The sequence below is a fragment of the Variovorax boronicumulans genome (assembly GCF_030812215.1).
Classification (GTDB): domain Bacteria; phylum Pseudomonadota; class Gammaproteobacteria; order Burkholderiales; family Burkholderiaceae_C; genus Variovorax; species Variovorax boronicumulans_C.
The window spans coordinates 348,166-366,643 of sequence record NZ_JAUSSG010000006.1 but is presented as its reverse complement, the minus strand read 5'-3'; the positions used below and the strand labels follow the sequence as shown (position 1 = coordinate 366,643).

General features: G+C 68.3%; 16 protein-coding genes. 12 read left to right on the top strand and 4 right to left on the bottom strand.

Features of this window, described 5'->3' with window-relative positions; genetic code table 11:
• Window positions 1-6: 6 nt before the first annotated feature.
• Window positions 7-1,815, top strand: a complete 1,809-nt coding sequence (locus J2W23_RS18340) for a feruloyl-CoA synthase (protein ID WP_307649724.1) — start codon at window positions 7-9, stop codon at window positions 1,813-1,815.
• Here the strand turns inward: J2W23_RS18340 and J2W23_RS18335 are convergent, their stop codons facing one another.
• Window positions 1,816-2,733, bottom strand: coding sequence for a LysR family transcriptional regulator (locus tag J2W23_RS18335; RefSeq protein WP_307649723.1), 918 nt, complete (start codon window positions 2,731-2,733; stop codon window positions 1,816-1,818).
• Window positions 2,734-2,855: 122 nt separating this feature from the next.
• Here J2W23_RS18335 and J2W23_RS18330 point away from each other — a divergent pair, with 122 nt between their 5' ends.
• The 3 genes from J2W23_RS18330 to J2W23_RS18320 are packed head-to-tail and all read left to right on the top strand — an operon-like array spanning window position 2,856 to window position 5,992.
• Window positions 2,856-4,223 (top strand): MFS transporter, encoded by a 1,368-nt coding sequence (locus J2W23_RS18330; RefSeq protein ID WP_176661048.1) that lies wholly within the window; start codon window positions 2,856-2,858, stop codon window positions 4,221-4,223.
• Between the two features lie 15 nt (window positions 4,224-4,238).
• The gene (locus J2W23_RS18325; RefSeq protein ID WP_307649722.1) at window positions 4,239-4,748 is read left to right on the top strand and encodes a GAF domain-containing protein; all 510 of its coding nucleotides are present in this window, start codon (window positions 4,239-4,241) and stop codon (window positions 4,746-4,748) included.
• Window positions 4,745-5,992: a metal-dependent hydrolase family protein gene (locus J2W23_RS18320; RefSeq protein ID WP_307649721.1), complete on the top strand. Its 1,248-nt coding sequence runs from the start codon at window positions 4,745-4,747 to the stop codon at window positions 5,990-5,992. Before J2W23_RS18325 ends, J2W23_RS18320 begins: the two co-directional genes overlap by 4 nt.
• Window positions 5,993-6,001: 9 nt before the next feature.
• Here the strand turns inward: J2W23_RS18320 and J2W23_RS18315 are convergent, their stop codons facing one another.
• A complete protein-coding gene (locus J2W23_RS18315) occupies window positions 6,002-6,808 on the bottom strand; it encodes a PaaX family transcriptional regulator C-terminal domain-containing protein (protein ID WP_307649720.1) in 807 nt (268 codons plus the stop codon).
• An 85-nt stretch (window positions 6,809-6,893) separates the two neighbouring features.
• Between J2W23_RS18315 and J2W23_RS18310 the strand changes: the two genes are divergently transcribed.
• Window positions 6,894-7,670 (top strand): crotonase/enoyl-CoA hydratase family protein, encoded by a 777-nt coding sequence (locus J2W23_RS18310; protein ID WP_307649804.1) that lies wholly within the window; start codon window positions 6,894-6,896, stop codon window positions 7,668-7,670.
• A gap of 1 nt (window position 7,671) precedes the next feature.
• Here the strand turns inward: J2W23_RS18310 and J2W23_RS18305 are convergent, their stop codons facing one another.
• On the bottom strand, window positions 7,672-9,054 hold the full coding sequence (locus J2W23_RS18305) for an aminotransferase-like domain-containing protein (RefSeq protein WP_307649719.1): 1,383 nt from the start codon (window positions 9,052-9,054) through the stop codon (window positions 7,672-7,674).
• Between the two features lie 137 nt (window positions 9,055-9,191).
• On the opposite strand from J2W23_RS18305, the gene J2W23_RS18300 reads away from it, so the two are divergent.
• From J2W23_RS18300 to J2W23_RS18285, 4 genes are all read left to right on the top strand, one after another.
• Window positions 9,192-10,478, top strand: a complete 1,287-nt coding sequence (locus J2W23_RS18300; RefSeq protein ID WP_307649718.1) for a hydroxymethylglutaryl-CoA reductase, degradative — start codon at window positions 9,192-9,194, stop codon at window positions 10,476-10,478.
• 105 nt (window positions 10,479-10,583) lie between these two features.
• The gene (locus tag J2W23_RS18295) at window positions 10,584-11,036 is read left to right on the top strand and encodes a hypothetical protein (protein WP_176661054.1); all 453 of its coding nucleotides are present in this window, start codon (window positions 10,584-10,586) and stop codon (window positions 11,034-11,036) included.
• The gene (locus J2W23_RS18290; protein ID WP_373423954.1) at window positions 11,036-12,421 is read left to right on the top strand and encodes a tripartite tricarboxylate transporter permease; all 1,386 of its coding nucleotides are present in this window, start codon (window positions 11,036-11,038) and stop codon (window positions 12,419-12,421) included. Before J2W23_RS18295 ends, J2W23_RS18290 begins: the two co-directional genes overlap by 1 nt.
• A 37-nt stretch (window positions 12,422-12,458) precedes the next feature.
• Complete coding sequence (locus J2W23_RS18285; protein ID WP_307649716.1) at window positions 12,459-14,267, top strand: ABC transporter ATP-binding protein; 1,809 nt, start codon at window positions 12,459-12,461, stop codon at window positions 14,265-14,267.
• An 11-nt stretch (window positions 14,268-14,278) separates the two neighbouring features.
• Here J2W23_RS18285 and J2W23_RS18280 read toward each other — a convergent pair whose 3' ends face one another.
• Window positions 14,279-15,622, bottom strand: a complete 1,344-nt coding sequence (locus tag J2W23_RS18280; RefSeq protein ID WP_307649715.1) for a hypothetical protein — start codon at window positions 15,620-15,622, stop codon at window positions 14,279-14,281.
• Between the two features lie 84 nt (window positions 15,623-15,706).
• On the opposite strand from J2W23_RS18280, the gene J2W23_RS18275 reads away from it, so the two are divergent.
• The 3 genes from J2W23_RS18275 (at window position 15,707) to minC (ending at window position 18,473) form a co-directional block, all read left to right on the top strand.
• Window positions 15,707-16,129: a hotdog fold thioesterase gene (locus J2W23_RS18275; protein WP_176661058.1), complete on the top strand. Its 423-nt coding sequence runs from the start codon at window positions 15,707-15,709 to the stop codon at window positions 16,127-16,129.
• Between the two features lie 133 nt (window positions 16,130-16,262).
• Window positions 16,263-17,546, top strand: coding sequence for a solute carrier family 23 protein (locus tag J2W23_RS18270; protein ID WP_307649714.1), 1,284 nt, complete (start codon window positions 16,263-16,265; stop codon window positions 17,544-17,546).
• A gap of 162 nt (window positions 17,547-17,708) precedes the next feature.
• On the top strand, window positions 17,709-18,473 hold the full coding sequence (minC, locus tag J2W23_RS18265; RefSeq protein ID WP_176661060.1) for a septum site-determining protein MinC: 765 nt from the start codon (window positions 17,709-17,711) through the stop codon (window positions 18,471-18,473).
• The last annotated feature ends 5 nt before the right edge of the window (window positions 18,474-18,478 follow it).

Below are 18,478 nucleotides of genomic sequence, written 5' to 3'. Positions count from 1 at the left end.
CCACATATGACCGACTTCCTCAACGACAAAAGCCTGATCGCCCCACCCCGCACGGTGCGCATCGACTTCGACGACGGTTCCTTCGCGCTGCGCTCGCCACAGGCGCTGAAGCCCTATGCGCGCTGCATCGGCGAATGGCTGGAGCGCTGGGCGCGCGAGACACCCGATGCGCTGGCCTTCGCGGAGCGCGATGAAAGCGGCGAAGGCTGGCGCAAGCTCGACTACCACGCGCTGCGCCATGCCGTCGGCGCGGTCGCGCAGGGTCTGCTCGACCTGAAGCTGCCCACGGGCCAGCCCATCGTGATCCTCTCGGACAACGCGATCGACCACGCGGTGCTGATGCTCGCGGCGATGCACATCGGCCGCACGGCGTGCTCGCTTTCCAGCGCGTACTCGCGCATGGCGAAGGACCCGTCGCGGCTGCACGGCATGCTGAAGGCGCTCGGGCCTGCGCTGATCTACGCGTCCGACGCCAAGGTGTATGGCGGCGCGCTTGCGGGCTGCGGCGTCGAGGCCGTCACGGTGTTCAGCCGCAACGCCGATGCGCATCCGGGTGCAATGGCCTTCGAGCGGTTACTCGCGGCCCGCGAAACACCGGCGGTAATGGAAGCCTTCGCAACCATCCTCCCCGACACCCACGCCAAGTACCTGCTGACCTCGGGCTCCACCGGCAAGCCCAAGGTGGTGATCAACACGCACCGCATGCTGTGCGCCAACCAGCAGATGATGGCGCAGACCTGGCGCTTCCTCACTGAGGAGAAACCGGTGCTGGTCGACTGGCTCCCGTGGAGCCACACCTTCGGCGCAAACCACAACCTGCACATGGTGCTGTGCCACGGCGGCGCGCTCTACATCGACGAGGGCCGGCCCGCGCCGGGCCTGATCGAGAAGACGGTGCGCAACCTGCGCGAGGTGAGGCCCACGCTGCTGTTCAACGTGCCTCGGGGCTTCGACATGCTGCTGCCCTTTCTCGAAGCCGACGACGCACTTGCCACCGAGGTGTTCTCGCGACTGCGGCTGGCTTTCTATGCAGCAGCGGCGCTCGCGCCTTCGACGTGGCAACGGCTCGAAGCGGTGGCCCAGCGCGTGCGGCCAGCGCGCCCGCTGTGGCTCACCACCTCGTGGGGCGCGACCGAGACTTCGCCCGCCATCACCTCCGCGCACTGGAAGCTCGATGGCGCAGGCTGCATCGGCGCGCCGCTGCCGGGGCTCGAACTCAAGTTCGTGCCCAACGGGCAGAAGCTGGAGATGCGGGTCAAGGGCGTCTCGGTGTTCCCGGGCTACCGCGATGCGCCACGTGAAACGGCCGAGGCATTCGACGAGGAAGGCTACTACCGCATCGGCGACGCCGGCTTCCTCGCGAACGCCGCGGAGCCCGCGCAAGGCGTGATCTTCAACGGCCGCGTGGCCGAGGACTTCAAGCTCTCGACCGGCACCTGGGTCTCGGTGGGCACGCTGCGCGTGAAGCTGGTGTCGATGCTCGCGCCGCATGTGCAGGACGTGGTGCTCACCGGCCACGACCGCGACGAGATCGGCATGCTGGTGTTTCCAGGTCCGCAGGCCACGTCGCTCGCATCTGAAGCGTTGGCCGAGCGCATTGCCGGCGTGCTGCGTTCGCTGCGCGATGAAGGCGCGGGCTCGTCGCAGTGCCCGGCGTGCGCGCTGGTCTTGGCCGAACCGCCGAGCCTCGACGCGGGTGAGATCACCGACAAGGGGTACATCAACCAGCGCGCGGTGCTCGCGCGGCGTGCGGCCGAGGTGGCGCGCCTGCACTCTGCAGATCAAGACCCGCAGGTGGTGCGCCTGCGCGGCTGATCAGGACGGCTGCTCGAACAGCGCGAGCAGCGTGTCCTTGACCCACTGGTGCAGCGCCGAGGTCTCGTGCCGCTGGTGCCAGAACAGTTCGATGATGCGCGGCGGCGCCTCCAGCGGTACCGGCACCATGCGCAGGCCCGCGAGGCGCGAGGGTTCGAACTTCTCCGACCATGGCAGCACCGCGAGCAGGTCGGAACGGCGCACCGCCTCGTACGCCGCCCCGTAGTGGTTCACCGTCGCGACCAGGTTGCGCTGCAGCCCGCGGCTGCGCAGAAAGAGGTCGTAGGTCGGCGTGGTCTTGCCGACCAGGCTCACATCCACATGCCGCGCCGCGAGGAATTTCTTCAGCGGAATCTTGCCCGTGCGCGCCAGCGGATGCCCTGCGCGCATGAAGCAGAGGAAGTCGGGCGACCACAAGGCCCTCGACTTGAGGAACGCCGGCCGCCGCACCTCCTCGTTGTAGACGCTGATCGCGAAGTCGGCCTTGTTGTCGGCCAGCACCGGGCCGAAATCCACCAGCGTGTTCGGAATGGCATGAACCTGCATCGACGGCGCGACCTTGCCCAGCCGGGCCGCCAGCCGCGGCACCACGATCGAGGACACGTAGTCGGACATCGCGATGCTCACGCTCGCGGTGCTGCGCAGCGCGTCGAAGCGCTCGTCGTCCATCGTCGCGCGGATCGCATGCAGCGACTGCGACAGCGGCTCCCAGAGATCGATGGCGCGCCGGGTCGGGTTGACGCCCACGCCACTGCGCACGAAGAGCGGATCGTCGAAGGTGTCGCGCAGCCGGCGCAGCGCATTGCTGACCGCGGGCTGCGTCAGCGACAGCTTGCTGGCTGCGCGCGTGACATTGCCTTCGGTCATCAGGGCTTCGAACACCTTCAGCAGGTTGAGATCGGCATTGCGGTAGTTCATCGTGCGTCCCATTCATTCACCGGCTCAATAAACACAATCACGCATATAAATTTGTCGTGATATCTCCCCGATCCTACGATCTGCCGCTTCACCCCTACCCCACCTGAAGCCGAGGGATCCCCATGACCATGCTGTCGGCGCGCATCGAGCGCCTGCCCTTCTCTGGTTTCCATCGACGCCTGCTCCTCATGGGGGGCCTCGGCTACACCTTCGATGCGATGGATGCCGCCGTGATCGCCTTCGTGCTTCCGGTGCTGCGCACCGAATGGGGGCTGAGCAGCGTGCAGATCGGCGTGCTGGCCAGCGCGAACTTCATCGGTTTCTTCTTCGGCGCGCTCGCGGCCGGCACCTGCGGCGACCTGATCGGGCGGCGCAAGGTGATGATGTCGGCGCTCGCGATCTACTGCGTGGCCTCGCTCTTCAGCGGCATGGTCAACGACTGGACGCTCTTCCTCGCGCTGCGCATCGTGGCCGGCTTCGGCGCCGGGGCCGAGAGCGCGATCATCGCGCCGTACCTTTCGGAGTTCGTGGCGCGGCGCTACCGCGGCACCTTCACCGGCGCGCTCGCGGGCTTCTTCTCGTTCGGCTTCGTCGCCGCGGCGCTGCTGGGCTACTTCATCGTGCCCGCGCACCCGCAGGGCTGGCGCATCGTCATCTTCATCACGGCGCTGCCGGTGGTGCTGTTGCTGTGGTGGCGCCGGGCGCTGCCGGAGTCGCCGCGCTGGCTCGAGAGCCAGGGCCGCGCCGCCGAGGCGGACGCGATCATGGATGCAATGGAGTCCGACCACCTGCGCCGCGGCCAGGCGCTGCCCGTGCTCAATGCCGAAGACGTCGCCGCCCCACCGCCAAGTACCACGCGCGGCAGCCTGCTGACGAACTACGCAACGCTGGTCTCCAAAAAGCTCATCCGCATCAGCACCATGACCTGGCTGATGTGGCTGTCGATCACCTTCAGCTACTACTCGTTCTTCACCTGGATCCCGAGCCTCCTGATCCAGAACGGCATGACGATCACCAAGAGCTTCGGCTATTCGCTGGTGATGTACATCGCGCAGATTCCGGGCTACTTCTCGGCCGCGTGGTTCAACGAGCGCATCGGCCGGCAGGCCACCATCGTGAGCTACATGCTGCTGGGCGGGCTTTGCGCGCTGGGGCTCGCGTTCACGCACAGCGATGCACAGATCATGGTGGCGGGCGTGCTGCTGTCCTTCTTCATGAACGGTACGTACGCGGGTGTCTATGCCTACACGCCCGAGGTGTTTCCGACGCAGGTGCGCGCGACGGGCTCGGGCCTGGCCTCGGCCATCGGGCGCATCGGCGGCATCACCGCGCCGATCCTGGTGGGCTTCATCTACCCGACGGCCGGCTTCGCGGGCGTGTTCGGCATGACGACGGCGGTGCTGCTGCTGGGCGCGGCGGCCGTCACGTTCATGGGCATTCCCACGCGCGGCCGCTCGCTCGAAGACATTGCGGCCGGCGAACTTTCCTGACGACATCCGACAACCATGCCATCGACCTCTCTCGAAGATTCCCTCTCGGCCGTGGCGCTCGCCCATGCCGAGACCATCCAGCCGCACGCCACCTTCGATGCCATCGACAAGGCGGTCGCATCGACCATCGGCCACCGGCTCTTCACGATCCTCGTCCACCATCGCGAGGCGCGCGAATCCGAGCGCGTGTACACCAACATGCGCGAGGCCTACCCGGTGGGCGGACGCAAGCCGATCACCGATTCGCCATGGATGCAGCAGGTGATGCAACGCGGCCTGCCCTACATCGGCCGCAACGCGGAGGACCTGCGCGACGTGTTCTACGACCACGCGCTCATCGTGTCGCTGGGCTGCCGCAGCGTGCTGAACATTCCGCTGCGCTGGCAGGGCGAAACACTCGGCACGCTCAACATGCTGCACGAGGAGAACTGGTACGGCGATGGCCACGTCGAACTCGCGCGGGTGTTCGCGCAATTGGCGGTGCCAGCCGTGATGGCGCAACAGACCAAGGAAACCATTGCATGACGAACACGGTCCTTTTCAGGAACGCGAACCTGCTCGATCCGCTGCGCAGCGAACTGCTCGAAGGCCACGACATCCTGGTCGAAGGCGGCGTGGTCCGCGAGGTTTCCGACAAGCCGCTGCAGAGCAAGACGGCGCGCGTGATCGACGCGAAGGGCAAGACGGTGATGCCCGGCCTCATCGACCTGCATGTGCACGTGATTGCGGTGGAGTTGAATCTCTCGCGCCAGGTCCACATGCCCAACGTGCTCATCACGCTGCGCAGCGTGCCCATGTTGCGCGGCATGCTGCGCCGAGGGTTCACCACGGTGCGCGATGCGGGCGGCGCGGGCTTCGCGTTCAAGCAGGCGGTGGACGCAGGCCTCGCACAGGGGCCGCGCCTCTTCGTCTCGGGCCGTGCGCTGAGCCAGACGGGCGGGCATGGCGACATGCGCGGACGCTCCGACTTCCTCGACCCCGCCGCGACCTGCTCGACCTGCGTGCGGGTCGGCGCGCTGGCGCGCGTGGTCGACGGTGTCGATGCGGTGCGCCGGGCCGTGCGCGAAGAGCTGCAGATGGGCGCGGACCAGATCAAGATCATGGCCTCCGGCGGCGTGGCCTCGCCGACCGATCCGGTGGGCGCCTTCGGCTACAGCGAGGACGAGATCCGCGCCATCGTGGAAGAAGCCGCGGGGCGCGGCACCTACGTGATGGCGCATGCCTACACCGCCGCCGCCATCGCGCGTGCGGTGCGCTGCGGCGTGCGCACCATCGAGCACGGCAACCTCGTCGATGCGCCCACGGCCGCGCTGATGGCGGAGCTGGGCGCCTACGCGGTGCCGACGCTGGTCACCTACGACGCGCTGGCCAACGAAGGCGAGAGCTTCGGCTTGCCGAAGGAAAGCGTGGCCAAGGTGGCCGACGTGCGCGAGGCGGGTCTGCGCTCGCTGGAGATCTACAGGAAGGCTGGCGTGAAGATGGGCTTCGGCTCCGACCTCTTGGGCGAGTCGCAGCGCCTGCAGAGCGACGAGTTCCGCCTGCGCGCCGATGTGCTCTCACCGGCCGAGGCCATCGCAAGCGCCACCATCGTCGGTGCGGAGGTGCTGGGCATGCCGGATCGCCTCGGCCGTCTCGTGCCCGGTGCGCTCGCCGACATCCTCGTGGTCGATGGCAATCCGCTGCGCGATGTCGAATGCCTGCTCGGGCAGGGCGAGCGCATTCCGCTGGTCATGAAGGAAGGCGTTGTCCAGTTCGACGAACTGGGCTGAAGCTTTCGGTCAGGCCTCTGCGAACCACGCGCGCCACAGCCTGCGCGCCTTGTCCTGATAACGGCGCGTGACGGCCTGCAGCGCGGTGCGCGGCGCCGGCGGCATGAGTTCGGCCGGCAGCAGCGGATCGCGGATGAGGTGCGCGATGACGGCACGCCCGAGCAGCAGCGACTCGCGAACGGCCGCTTCGAGCGGCAGCTTGTCCAGCCGCTTCTCGCTGCGCTCGATGCCGGTCTGCAGGCGCTGGTAGCCGACCGTCAGCGCGCGCACGTTCCACAGCTTGCGCGCGGCCGCCTGCGTGGCGTCGTCCATGTCGGCAAGGCGGAACACCAGCGCCTTCGAGGACAGGCCCAGGCCCCGCAGCTGTTCGCGCTCGACCGCCAGCCCGCCCCGGAGGTTGTCGGGCCGGATGTGCAGGCCGGCCTGCAACGGGGCAAAGCCGCGCAGCGACAGCGCCAGGCCATGGTGCCGCCAGGCCGTCTTGTCCGAACGCGGCACGCCCCCGTCGTGCACCGCGAGCCAGTCGTTGCGCCACGCGACGGCCTGTGCGCCGCGCTGCCGCCAGCCATCGACCGCGCGCGACAGCGCCGGCCCCGCGCGGTTGAGCGCATAGCTGCCGCGCTCGCTGCGTTCGATCTTGCCGTCGCTCGCGAGCCGCGTGAGGCCCACGCGCAGCGTCGATTCGCCGATGCCCATCAGGGCGCCGGCGCGGCACAGCGACTGCGCGCTCAACATGCCGCTATGGGCGACGAGCAGGTCGAGGATCAGCTCCGGCGCACTCGGAATGGTGACCGGGACATTGCATATTTTTTCCACGTTTGCGCATCGGAGAAATATTTCCTACGATGACCGAGAGCTATTGAGTAAGTAATTCTGCCTCCAGGGGAACGCGAACATGGCTATGGAATACGTGACCTACGACACGGATCGGGCGGTCTGCACCCTGACGTTGAACCGCCCCGACAAGCGCAATGCCGTCAACGGCACCGTGGCCGCCGAACTGCGTGAATCCTTCGAGCGCTTCGAGGCGGACGACGCGCTGCGCGTGGCGATCCTCACGGGCGCGGGCGGCCACTTCTGCGCGGGTGCCGACCTGGGCGCCGTCGGCAACCCGGACGAGCGCAACGAACTCGATCCCGAAGGCGGCGGCAGCGGCCCCATGGGGCCGACGCGCATGGCCCTGTCCAAGCCATTGATCGCGGCCGTGAACGGCTATGCGGTGGCAGGCGGCCTCGAACTCGCGCTGCTCGCCGACCTGCGCGTGGCCGACGACGACGCAGTGTTCGGCGTGTTCTGCCGCCGCTGGGGCGTGCCGCTGATCGACGGCGGCACGGTGCGGCTGCCGCGCCTCGTGGGCATGGGGCGGGCGCTCGACATGATCCTCACCGGCCGCCCCGTCTCCGCGACCGAGGCACTGGCGATGGGCCTGGTCAACCGCGTCACGCCACCGGGCGGCGCGCTCGCCGCGGCGCGGGAACTGGCGCTGCAGATCGCCGCGTTTCCGCAGCAATGCATGCTCGCCGACCGCCGCTCCGCCTACGAACAGTGGGACCTGCCGCTGGCCGAGGCGCTGCGGCGCGAGGGCGCGCAGGGCGTGCCGATCGTTTTTGCCGAGGGCGAGGCTGGCGCCGCGCGATTCGCCGGAGGCGCCGGGCGGCACGGCACGTTCAAGGCCTGATTCAGGCGCGCCGCCGCAGCGCGGTGCGCAGCGCCTTCGCGAAACGCGGGTCGGCCATGGCGCCGACGTTGAAGCGCGACCAGCGCGAGACCTGCGTCGAATCGACGCTGAAGATGCGCCCCGGCGCCATCACGATCTTGCGCGGCAGCAGCTCCTTGGCAAAGGCCAGCGAGTCGGCCACGCCGGGCAGCGCGGCCCAGATGTAGAGCGACTGCGGCGTGCGCGCGAAGACCTCCGCATCGACCGAATCGAAGAGCTGCAGCGCCTTGCGCGTGGCCTCGCCGAGGCGCGTCTGCAGGCGGTTGAGATGCCGCTGGTAGTGGCCTTCGCTCAGGATCACGTCGACCGTGCGCTCGCTGTACTCCGAGCTGCTCACGTGGATCAGCGCCTTCAGGTCGGCGAGATCGCTCGCGAGATCCGCCCCGCAGGCGATGAACCCCACGCGCAGCGCCGCCGAGAACGACTTCGAGAAACTGCCGATGTAGATCGTGCGCTCCAGCTGATCGAGCGCCGAGAGCCGCGGCAACGCGGTCGGCTTGAAATCGGCCAGCGGATCGTTCTCCACGATCAGCAGGTCGTACTTCTGCGCGAGCTGCAGCACGCGGAAGGCCTTGGCCGGCGAAATGTCGGAGCCCGTGGGGTTGTGCGCGAGCGACTGGGTGAAGAAAAGGCGCGGCCGCTCGGTGATGAGCAACTGCTCCAGCACGTCGAGGTCGGGCCCGTCCGCCAGGCGCGGCACCGCCAGCATCTGCGCGCCCGCGAGCTTGAGCTTGCCGAAGAGCGGGTAGTAGCCCGGGTCGTCGACCAGCACCTTGCCGCCGGGCGGCACGAAGTAGCGGATGACGATGTCCATCGCCTCGTTGGCGCCGTGCGTGAGCACGATCTGCCGCGGCTCGGCGCCGATGCCGAAGTCCGCGAGCTTGCGCACGAGGTGGTCGCGCAGCGGCGCATAGCCGAAGCGGCTGCCATAGCGGAACAGCGCGCCGAGCCCCGTGCGCACGACCTTGGGGTGGTACTTGTCCAGGCGCACGTCGGCCAGCCATTCGACGGGCGGAAAGCCGTCGCCCACGGCCACCGCATCGGGCTGCGTCTTGAGCTGCTCGCGCATGAGCCACACGATGTCCATCGCGCGGCCGAGGCTGCCCGCGTCTTCCTCGGGTGGCTTGGGGTTGGATTGCGCGAGCACGAAGTAGCCCGAACCGCGCCGTGGCTCGACGAGCCCGCGCGACACCAGCAGCTCGAACGCGGCCACCACGGTGTTCTTGGCGTAGCTGTGCAGCTGCGCGAGTTCGCGCAGCGACGGCAGCTTGTCGCCGGCCTTGTAGGCGCCGCTCGCGATCTGGCGCGCGAGGGTGTCGGCGAGCGAATCGGCGATGGTGGTCATGGGCCGAGACTGTGACACAGCGGGCCGCTTCGGCGCACCACTGTCCGCACTGTCCCGCCAAACTGTGCCTTCCGCCGGCGGTACAGCCGACCTAAATTGCCTGCTCCCGAATTCATCTTCCGAAGAGACAAGCAACGATGGTCGCCGACTCCCGCATTCCCAATTTCCGCGCACTCACGCCCGCGCAGCGCTTCGCCCACATCGCACAGGCCGCATCGCTCACCGACGACGAGGTGGCGCTGCTCGCCCAGCCCGGCGCGCTGAGCGTGGACCGCGCCAACGGCATGGTCGAGAACGTGATCGGCACCTTCGAGCTGCCGCTGGGCGTGGCCGGCAACTTCACGGTGAACGGCCGCGACTACCTCGTGCCGATGGCGGTGGAGGAGCCCTCGGTGGTGGCCGCCGCGTCGTTCATGGCCAAGCTGGCGCGCGAAGGCGGCGGCTTCGAGGCCTCGAGCACCGGGCCGCTGATGCGCGCACAGGTGCAGGTGATCGGCATCACCGACCCGTACGGTGCGCGGCTTGCGCTGCTGCGTGCGCGCGAAGAAATCCTGGCCGTGGCGAACAGCCGCGACAAGGTGCTGATCGGCCTGGGCGGCGGCTGCCGCGACATCGAGGTGCATGTGTTCGGCGACACGCCGCGTGGCGCGATGGTGGTGATGCACCTGATCGTCGACGTGCGCGACGCGATGGGCGCGAACACTGTCAACACCATGGCCGAGGCGGTGTCGCCGCTGGTCGAAAAGCTCACGGGCGGCACGGTGCGCCTTCGCATCCTGTCGAACCTGGCGGACCTGCGGCTGGCGCGTGCGCGCGTGCGGCTCGCGCCTTCTGTTCTAGCAACACGCGAGCGCAGCGGCGAAGAGGTGCTCGAGGGCGTGATCGATGCGTACACCTTCGCGGCCATCGACCCGTACCGCGCGGCCACGCACAACAAGGGCATCATGAACGGCGTCGACCCGGTGATCGTCGCGACCGGCAACGACTGGCGCGCGGTGGAAGCCGGCGCGCATGCGTATGCCTGCCGCAGCGGGCGCTACACCTCATTGACAACCTGGGAGAAAGACACGACGGGCGCGCTCGTCGGCACCATCGAGATGCCGATGCCGGTCGGGCTGGTCGGCGGCGCGACGAAGACGCATCCGCTCGCACGGCTCGCCTTGAAGATCCTCGATGTGAAGTCGGCGCAGGAGCTCGGCGAAGTTGCCGTGGCCGTCGGCCTCGCGCAGAACCTCGGCGCCTTGCGCGCGCTCGCCACCGAAGGTATCCAGCGCGGCCACATGGCGCTGCATGCCCGCAACATCGCGCTGGTCGCGGGCGCCACCGGCGACGAGATCGACAGCATCGCCAAGCAGATGGCCGCCGAGCACGACGTGCGCACCGACCGCGCGGTGGCGCTGCTCGAAGCGCTGCGCAAGAAGTAAGCAGGCAAGGCGGGAGAGCCCCGCGAACGGACCGCGGCCCAAACCGGGCGCAGCGCGGCGGCCATGCAAATGGCCGTCACATAACCATAGACGGAGACATCACACATGAACGCAGACAGTGCAACGCCCGCGCGGTGGCGGCTGGTGGAGATATGGGGCGACACCGCCGACCTGGGCCACCTCGCCTGGTCGATCGTCATCGGCGTCGCGGTGAGCCTCGCGGGCTACCTCGTGGCGAGCCGCCTGCTCGCGAGCGCCGTGAGCACGCCCGAGCTGGCGCGTGCCTACGCCATGCTCGCAGGCCTCGGCGGCTGCGTCGTCTCGGGGCTGATCTGCGCGAAGCTCTTCGCGCCGAAGCGCGAGGTGGTCGAGGGCACCGACCCCGATCCGCGCTGGCGCGAAGAGGTGCTGGCCGAACTGGCCGGCGAGCACGGCGACCTGGGCTCGGTGGACGACCTGCCGCCCTCGGTGGTGCGCGAGATGAAGGAGCTGGAGATCTACGACCTGTTCGCGTCGTACAAGCCCCGCGCCCGCACTACCGAAGGAGCCGCATCGTGATCGAAGCCGCGCTCCTCAACCAGATCCTCGTTGCCACCGGCATGGGCCTCGTGGGCGCCGTCGTGTTCGCGGCCATCGGCCTCGTCTCGGGCACCGACGAAACCACCACGCTCGCACCGCTCACGCTGCTGGTCGTGCTGCTCGGCGTGCCGCCCGAAGGCGTGTTCACCTTCTTCCTTGCGGCGGCAGTGGCCAAGCACATGACGCATGCGGTGCCCACGGCGCTGCTCGGCATTCCGGGCGACACCATGGCCACGCCGCTGCTGCAGGACGCCAACGTGCTGCGCAACCTGGGCGTGCCGCACATCGCGCTGCGCAAGATGGTGTCGGGCGCGATCATCGCGGCCTTCATCGCGGTGCCGCTGGCCGTGCTCTTCGCGGTGCTGCTCGCGCCCTACGGCGCGGCCATCACCAAGGCGGCGCCGTGGATCTTCGTGGCGGCGGCGGTGGCCATTGCCTACTTCTCGAGCGGGCGCTGGGCCTCGGTCGCCACGCTGGTGCCGTTCGTGATGGTGATCGTCGCGCTGCAGGCGCTCACCGGCAAATACGGCGTGAAACTGAGCATCAGCTACTTCCTCGGCATCGCCATCGGGCCGCTGGTGGCGGACCTGTTCTCGGTGATCTCGCCTGCGGCGCGTGCGCGCATGAAGCGCGACAAGGTCCGCACCTTCTCGCTCGCGCCCGACGTGAAAGGCTGGACGGGCTATTTCCCGAATCCGTTCAAGGTGCTCGACCGCACGCAGGTGAAGTGGACCTTCGCGACCGCCACGATCTCCAGCGCGACCTTCGTCTTCAGCCCGGTCGCGATGACAGTGGTGCTGGGCGAACTGGTGGGCTCGCGCATCAAGCATGCGTACCACCGCCTCACCACCACGCTGGCCGCGCGCAACGGCGTGACCGAGGCGACCTACATCGCCGAGGCGCTGATCCCGCTGATCGCCATCGGCCTGCCGCTGAGCCCGGTGGCGGCCGGCCCGGCCGCGCCGCTCTTCAATGCACCACCGGTGTTCACCATCGATTCGACCACGGGCCAGACGCACAACCTGCACAACCTGCTGAACCACTGGGAGTTCCTCGGCTACGGCATGCTGGCGGTGGTGCTCGCAGCGCTGGTGGCGTATCCGTTCACGATGAACTTCGCACGCCGCGCGGCGCTCTTCGTCTCGCGCAAGGTGAGCCACGAGGCGATCATCGCGACCTTCGTCGGACTGATCGTGGTGATCAGCGTGTGGGAAGGCCAGCTGCTCGGCCTGCTGGTGATCCTCACGATGGGCCTGCTCGGCGGGCTCTTGTCGCGCGCCATCGGCTTCAACACCGGCGTGCAGTTCATGGGGTACTACACGGCGGTGCTGACGGTGCCGGCGGTGATCAAGGCGTTCGGCTGATTTCGCAGGTGCGAGGGGTGCGTCGCATACTGGCGCGATGCACATCCTCTGGACGTACCTCCGGCCGCACGCGCGCCTCGCACTGCTTGCCCTGCTGCTGGCGGGCATCAGCCAGGTGCTGGCGCTGGTCGACCCGATCATCTTCGGCAAGATCATCGACCAGTATGCGATCCACCGCGACGGCAAGACGGAAGAAGAACTGGTCTCCGGCGTGCTGCGGCTGCTGGCGCTCGCGGTAGGCGTGGCCATCGCATCGCGGCTCGCGAAGGCGCTGCAGGAATACATCACGCGGCTGGTGGTGCAGAAGTTCGGCACGCAGATCTTCAACGACGGGCTGCGGCAGGTGCTGCGCCTGAAGTTCCCCGAATTCGAGGACCTGCGCAGCGGCGAAACGCTGTCGATGCTGCAGAAGGTGCGCGCGGACAGCGAGCGCTTCATCAACGCCTTCATCAACACCGCGTTCGCAGCCATCGTGGGCATCGGGTTCCTGGTCTGGTACGCGGTGACCAAGCACTGGCTCCTGGTTCCCGTGTTCCTGATCGGCGTGCTGGTGCTGGGTGGGCTCACCGGCCTCCTGAGCCGCGAGATCAAGAGCCAGCAGCGCTCGATCACGCGCGAGACGAACCGCAATTCGGGCTTCATCACCGAATCGCTGCGCAACATCGAACTCATCAAGAGCCTGGGGCTGACCTTTCCGGAGATACGGCGGCTGCAGGCGCAGACCACGCGCATCTTCGCACTCGAGATGCAGAAGGTGAAGCGCATCCGGCTCTTGTCCTTTCTGCAAGGCACCACGCTGAGCCTGCTGAAGCTGGCGGTGCTGTTCGCGTTGCTGTGGCTGATCTTTCGCAACGTGCTGAGCACGGGCGAGTTGATCGCGATGCAGTTCATTTCGGTGGCGATCTTTGCGCCGCTGCAGGAGCTGGGCAACATCATCCTGGCGTACCGCGAGGCCGAGGCGTCGCTGTTGAACTTCGAGGCGCTGATGCAAAAGCCCATCGAGCGGCGGCCCGAGTCGCCGATCAGCATCGGGCCGGTCACGCACCTGCGGTTTGCCGACGTGAGCTTTCGCCACAAGGGCGCGACGGACAACGCGCTCGATGAGGTGTCGTTCGAGGCGGGGCTGGGCGACACCATCGCCTTCGTCGGGCCCTCGGGCTCGGGCAAGTCGACGCTCGTGAAACTGCTCGTGGGCCTGTACACGCCCGCGAGCGGCGAGGTGTTCTACAACGACATCTCCACGCGCGACCTGCGCTACAACCAGGCGCGCCGGCAGATCGGCTTCGTGACGCAGGAGACGCATCTCTTCGCGGGCACGATCCGCGAGAACCTGCAGCTCGTGAAGCCCGACGCGACCGACGAGGAGATCCTCGAAGCCATGCGGCAGGCCTCGTGCGCGTACCTGGCCGAGAAGTCGCCCGAGGGGCTGGACACGCCCATCGGCGAGCGCGGCATGAAGCTCTCGGGCGGCGAGAAGCAGCGGCTGTCGATTGCGCGGGCGCTGGTGCGGGAGCCGCGCCTTCTGATCTTCGACGAGGCCACCTCGGCGCTCGACTCGCTGACCGAAGAGCAGATCACCGCCACGGTGCGCGAGATTTCGGCGCGCAGCACGCAGATCACCATCCTCATCGCGCACCGGCTCTCGACGATCATGCATGCGGGCACGATCCACGTGCTGGAAAAAGGACGCATCGTGGAGAGCGGCACGCATGCGGCGTTGCTCGAAGGCAAGGGGCTGTACTACGCGATGTGGCGCCAGCAGATCGGCGAGCGGCCGGTGCCGCGCATGCAGGAGGCCGAAGCGGTTGCGGCCATCGAGCCACCCGGCGACGCCGAGCCCGCCTGAAGCGCGCTGTCTTAGCGTTGCGAGGCCGGGGGCTTTCGCGGCTTCGGCGCAGGCTTCTTTTCGGGCTCCCCGCCGCCGAACAGCTTCTCGACCTGCTGCCCCACGCGCGCACCGATGGCCGTGCCCACGCCCGGCAGCACCGCGCTGCCGACGGCAGCACCCGCGAGCGCACCGCCCGTCAACGACACCTCGGGGTCGCTCACGCTGCCGCCGATCTTCAGCGGCACACCGACCACGCCGTCCACCAAGTCCACCGCGAGGTCACCCTCCATCTTGCGATTGAAGAGCCGCAGGTTGCCGCTTGCCGTGAGCACGCCCGACCGCGCCTTGAGGTTGGTGTAGCGCATCACGATGCCGTCCTCGGTGCCCTGGGTGTCGAGCGTGCCGGTGAGTTCGTCAAGCTGCGTGGTGCCGCCGCGGCTGATGCCTGCGGTGGTCACGGCCTTGGCGATGTCCAGCCTGGTGAGCGTGGCGGGCCGCACCGAGAAGGTGGTGCGGGTGTGCAGGCTGCGTACGAGCGCGCCCAATTCGTTGGCTTCGTCCGCCTCGGCCACGAGCGTGGAATGGCCGTTGACCTTGCCCGCCACCGAGGTGCGCCGCCCGAAGGCCTGCACGAGGCCTTCGATGTCGACCTGGCGCGGCTCGAGCTCGGCCGACAGGCGCAGCTTGCCGCCGGCCGGCGTCTCGAACAGCGTGACGCCGTTCCACGTGCCGCCGCCCACGTCGATGCGGGTGCGCCAGCGGTCCTGCCCGGCCTCGCGGTCCAGGCGCAGGCGCGCCGGCGGCGTCGCCCCGGCGCGTTCCACGCGGGCCTGGCGCGGGCGCCAGTTGGCGTCGAAGGCGATCTCGCCGTCATAGGCAAGCGCGATGTCGCGCCGGTCGATCCAGACCACGTCACGCCAACGCACCTGTTCCAGCGGAATCGGCGCGAGCGTCCAGGGTGCGGGCAGCGCGATGACGTTGCCGCCTTCGTGCGGCTTCGGCCCCTTGCCGCGGAAGGCGCGCACCGACTCGCGCGGCAGCACGAGGCTTTCGATCTCCAGTTCGTCCACGGCGATGACGCGGTGCAGCAACTCGGTGAGCTTGAGCTGCGCCGTGACGCGGCGCAGGGTGACCGGTCGCGGCTGGTCGGTGGCGATGTCGGAAAGCACGAGGACCGGCGTCGGCAGCAGGGCCCAGTGGGCGCCGCCGACCTTCAGGCCGACGCCGAAGCGTTTTTCGAAGCCCTCGGAGATGCGGACCGCCACCTCCTCGTCGCTCGGCAGCCGCGAGCTCACGAACCACACCAGCGCACCGATGCCGATCAGCAGGACGGTGGCGATGCCGATGAGCCAGCGGCGCAGGGGGTGCTTCATCGGGCCAAGTTAGCACGCAAAGGCGACTGCCCATGTCAGCCGCCATCGCTATAGTTTCTGAAACCCTGTCCCCGAAAGAACCGAATGCGTATCTGGAAAAAAGACATCTCGATCGAAGAACTGACCCGCAACCACGTCGGCACGGCCGTGTCCACGCTGGGCATGGAGTTCCTGGAGGTGGGCGACGACTTCATCCGCGCCCGCGTGCCGGTCGACGAACGCACCCGCCAGCCCTACGGCATCCTGCATGGCGGCGTGTCGGTGGTGCTGGCCGAAACGCTGGGCTCCTGCGGCGCGCACTACTCGGCCCCCGAGGGCGACCGCGCCGTGGGCCTGGACATCAACGCGAACCACATCCGCTCGGTCACCAGCGGCTGGGTCATCGGCACCGCGCGGCCGGTGCACCGGGGGCGCACCACGCAGGTCTGGCAGATCGACCTGACGAACGAGGCGGGCGAGCTGACCTGCGTGTCGCGGATCACGATGGCGGTGCTCCAGCCACGCTGAGAAGATGCGACGGTCCGGGAGGGCCGCCATCTTCTTCTCTTGCGGGTGTGTTCAGCGCGGGGTTCATCCACCACAATCACGCCCCGGAGCGCGCAGGGGCGCACCGCGACAAACCAACAAGAGGAGATAAGCAATGTTCAACTGGACTGAAAAGCCGGTGTCCACACTGGCCGACGGCGCGGTCATCGCGCCCGACGAGCGGCTGCCCTGGCTGCAGACCGGCGCGATGGGCATCCAGCACGTGATCGCGATGTTCGGCGCCACGGTGCTGGCGCCGATCCTCATGGGCTTCAGCCCCAACATCGCGATCCTGATGAGCGGCATCGGCACGCTGATCTTCTATTTCGTGACCGGCGGCAAGGTGCCCAGCTACCTGGGCTCGAGCTTCGCCTTCATCGGCGTGGTAATCGCGGCCAGCGGCTACGCGGGCAAGGGGCCGAACGCCAACATCGCGGTGGCGCTGGGCGGCATCGTGGCCTGCGGGGTGGTCTACATCCTCATCGGGGCGCTGGTGCAGGCCATCGGCACGGGCTGGATCGAACGCTTCATGCCGCCCGTGGTCACAGGTGCCGTGGTGGCGGTGATCGGCCTGAACCTCGCGGCCGTGCCGATCAAGAACATGGCGGCCAGCAACTTCGATTCGTGGATGCAGGCCGTGACCTTCCTGTGCGTCGGGCTGGTGGCGGTGTTCGCGCGGGGCATGCTGCAGCGCCTCCTGATCCTGGTCGGGTTGATCCTGGCCACGGTGGTCTACGCGGTGCTCACGAACCTGCTGGGCATGGGCAAGCCGGTGGACCTGAGCGGCATCGCCAATGCGGCCTGGTTCGGCCTGCCGACCTTCACCACGCCGGTGTTCACGGCCAACGCGATGCTCTTGATCGCGCCCGTGGCGATCATCCTCGTGGCCGAAAACCTCGGCCACCTGAAGGCGGTGACGGCCATGACCGGCCGCAACCTCGACCCCTACATGGGCCGCGCCTTCATCGGCGACGGCATCGCCACCGTGGTGAGCGGTGCCGCGGGCGGCACGGGCGTGACCACCTATGCCGAGAACATCGGCGTGATGGCGGCCACGCGCATCTACTCGACGGCGGTGTTCGTGGTGGCGGCGCTGATCGCGCTGGTGCTGGGTTTCAGCCCCAAGTTCGGCGCGCTGATCCAGGCGATTCCGCTGCCGGTGATGGGCGGCGTGAGCATCGTGGTGTTCGGGCTGATCGCCATTGCAGGCGCCAAGATCTGGGTCGACAACAAGGTCGACTTTTCGCAGAACAAGAACCTGATCGTGGCGGCGATCACGCTGATCATCGGCACGGGCGACTTCACGCTGAAGTTCGGCGACTTCGCCCTCGGCGGCATCGGGACCGCGACGTTCGGCGCGATCATCCTCTACGCGCTGCTGGGCAAGACGAAGAACTGAATGAGGGGTCGGCGGCGCAGCGCGAAGTGCGCGCAATCTTGGGCGTTTGCCTCGTAACGTCATGCAAGAAGTGTTGTCTGGAGCGGATCAAGCGGGGCCCGGTCACCGCCCGGAAGCCCGCGCCCGTTAGACTCCAACGCTTTTCGCACCGACGTTTTCCCAATGGCCGATGTCTCCGCCGCGCGCACCAAGGCGGTTTTCGAATTCAAGAGCGCCACGCTGCCGCTGATCGCAGTGATCCTCAAGACGTCCGACTTGGACGTGCTGGCCGAGGCGCTCGACGCCCAGCTGGCGGATTCACCCGACTTCTTCGAGCAGGAGCCGGTGGTGATCGACCTCTCCCAGCTCCCCGAGCAGGACGAGGACGGCGAAGCCACCGCCGAGATCGACTTCGCGGCCCTGCGCAGCCTCTTGGCGCGCCACCAGACCCAGCCGATCGCGGTGCGCGGCGGCAACGACACCCAGAATGCCGCGGCCCGCGCCGCCGGCCTCTCGCTGGCGGCCATGCCCTCGGCCCCCGCGCCCCGGCCACCGGCCCCGCCCGCGGAAGCGCCGGCCGAAGCCCCCCAGATCGTGCGCGAGGTGCCGGTGCCGGCCAACGGCACGCTCCTCATCGACAAGCCGCTGCGCTCGGGCCAGCAGGTCTACGCCCGCGGCGGCGACGTGGTGGTGACGGCCGTGGTGAGCTTCGGCGCCGAGGTCATCGCCGACGGCAACGTGCACGTTTACGCGCCATTGCGCGGCAAGGCGATTGCGGGCGCGCGCGGCAACACCGAGGCGCGCATCTTCTCGACCTGCATGGAAGCGCAGCTCGTGGCCATTGCCGGCATCTACCGCACCAACGAGGTGCCGCTGCCGGACCCGGTGCTCGGCAAGTCGGCGCAGGTGCGGCTGGATGGAAAAAAACTAGTGATCGACGCGATCTGATATGC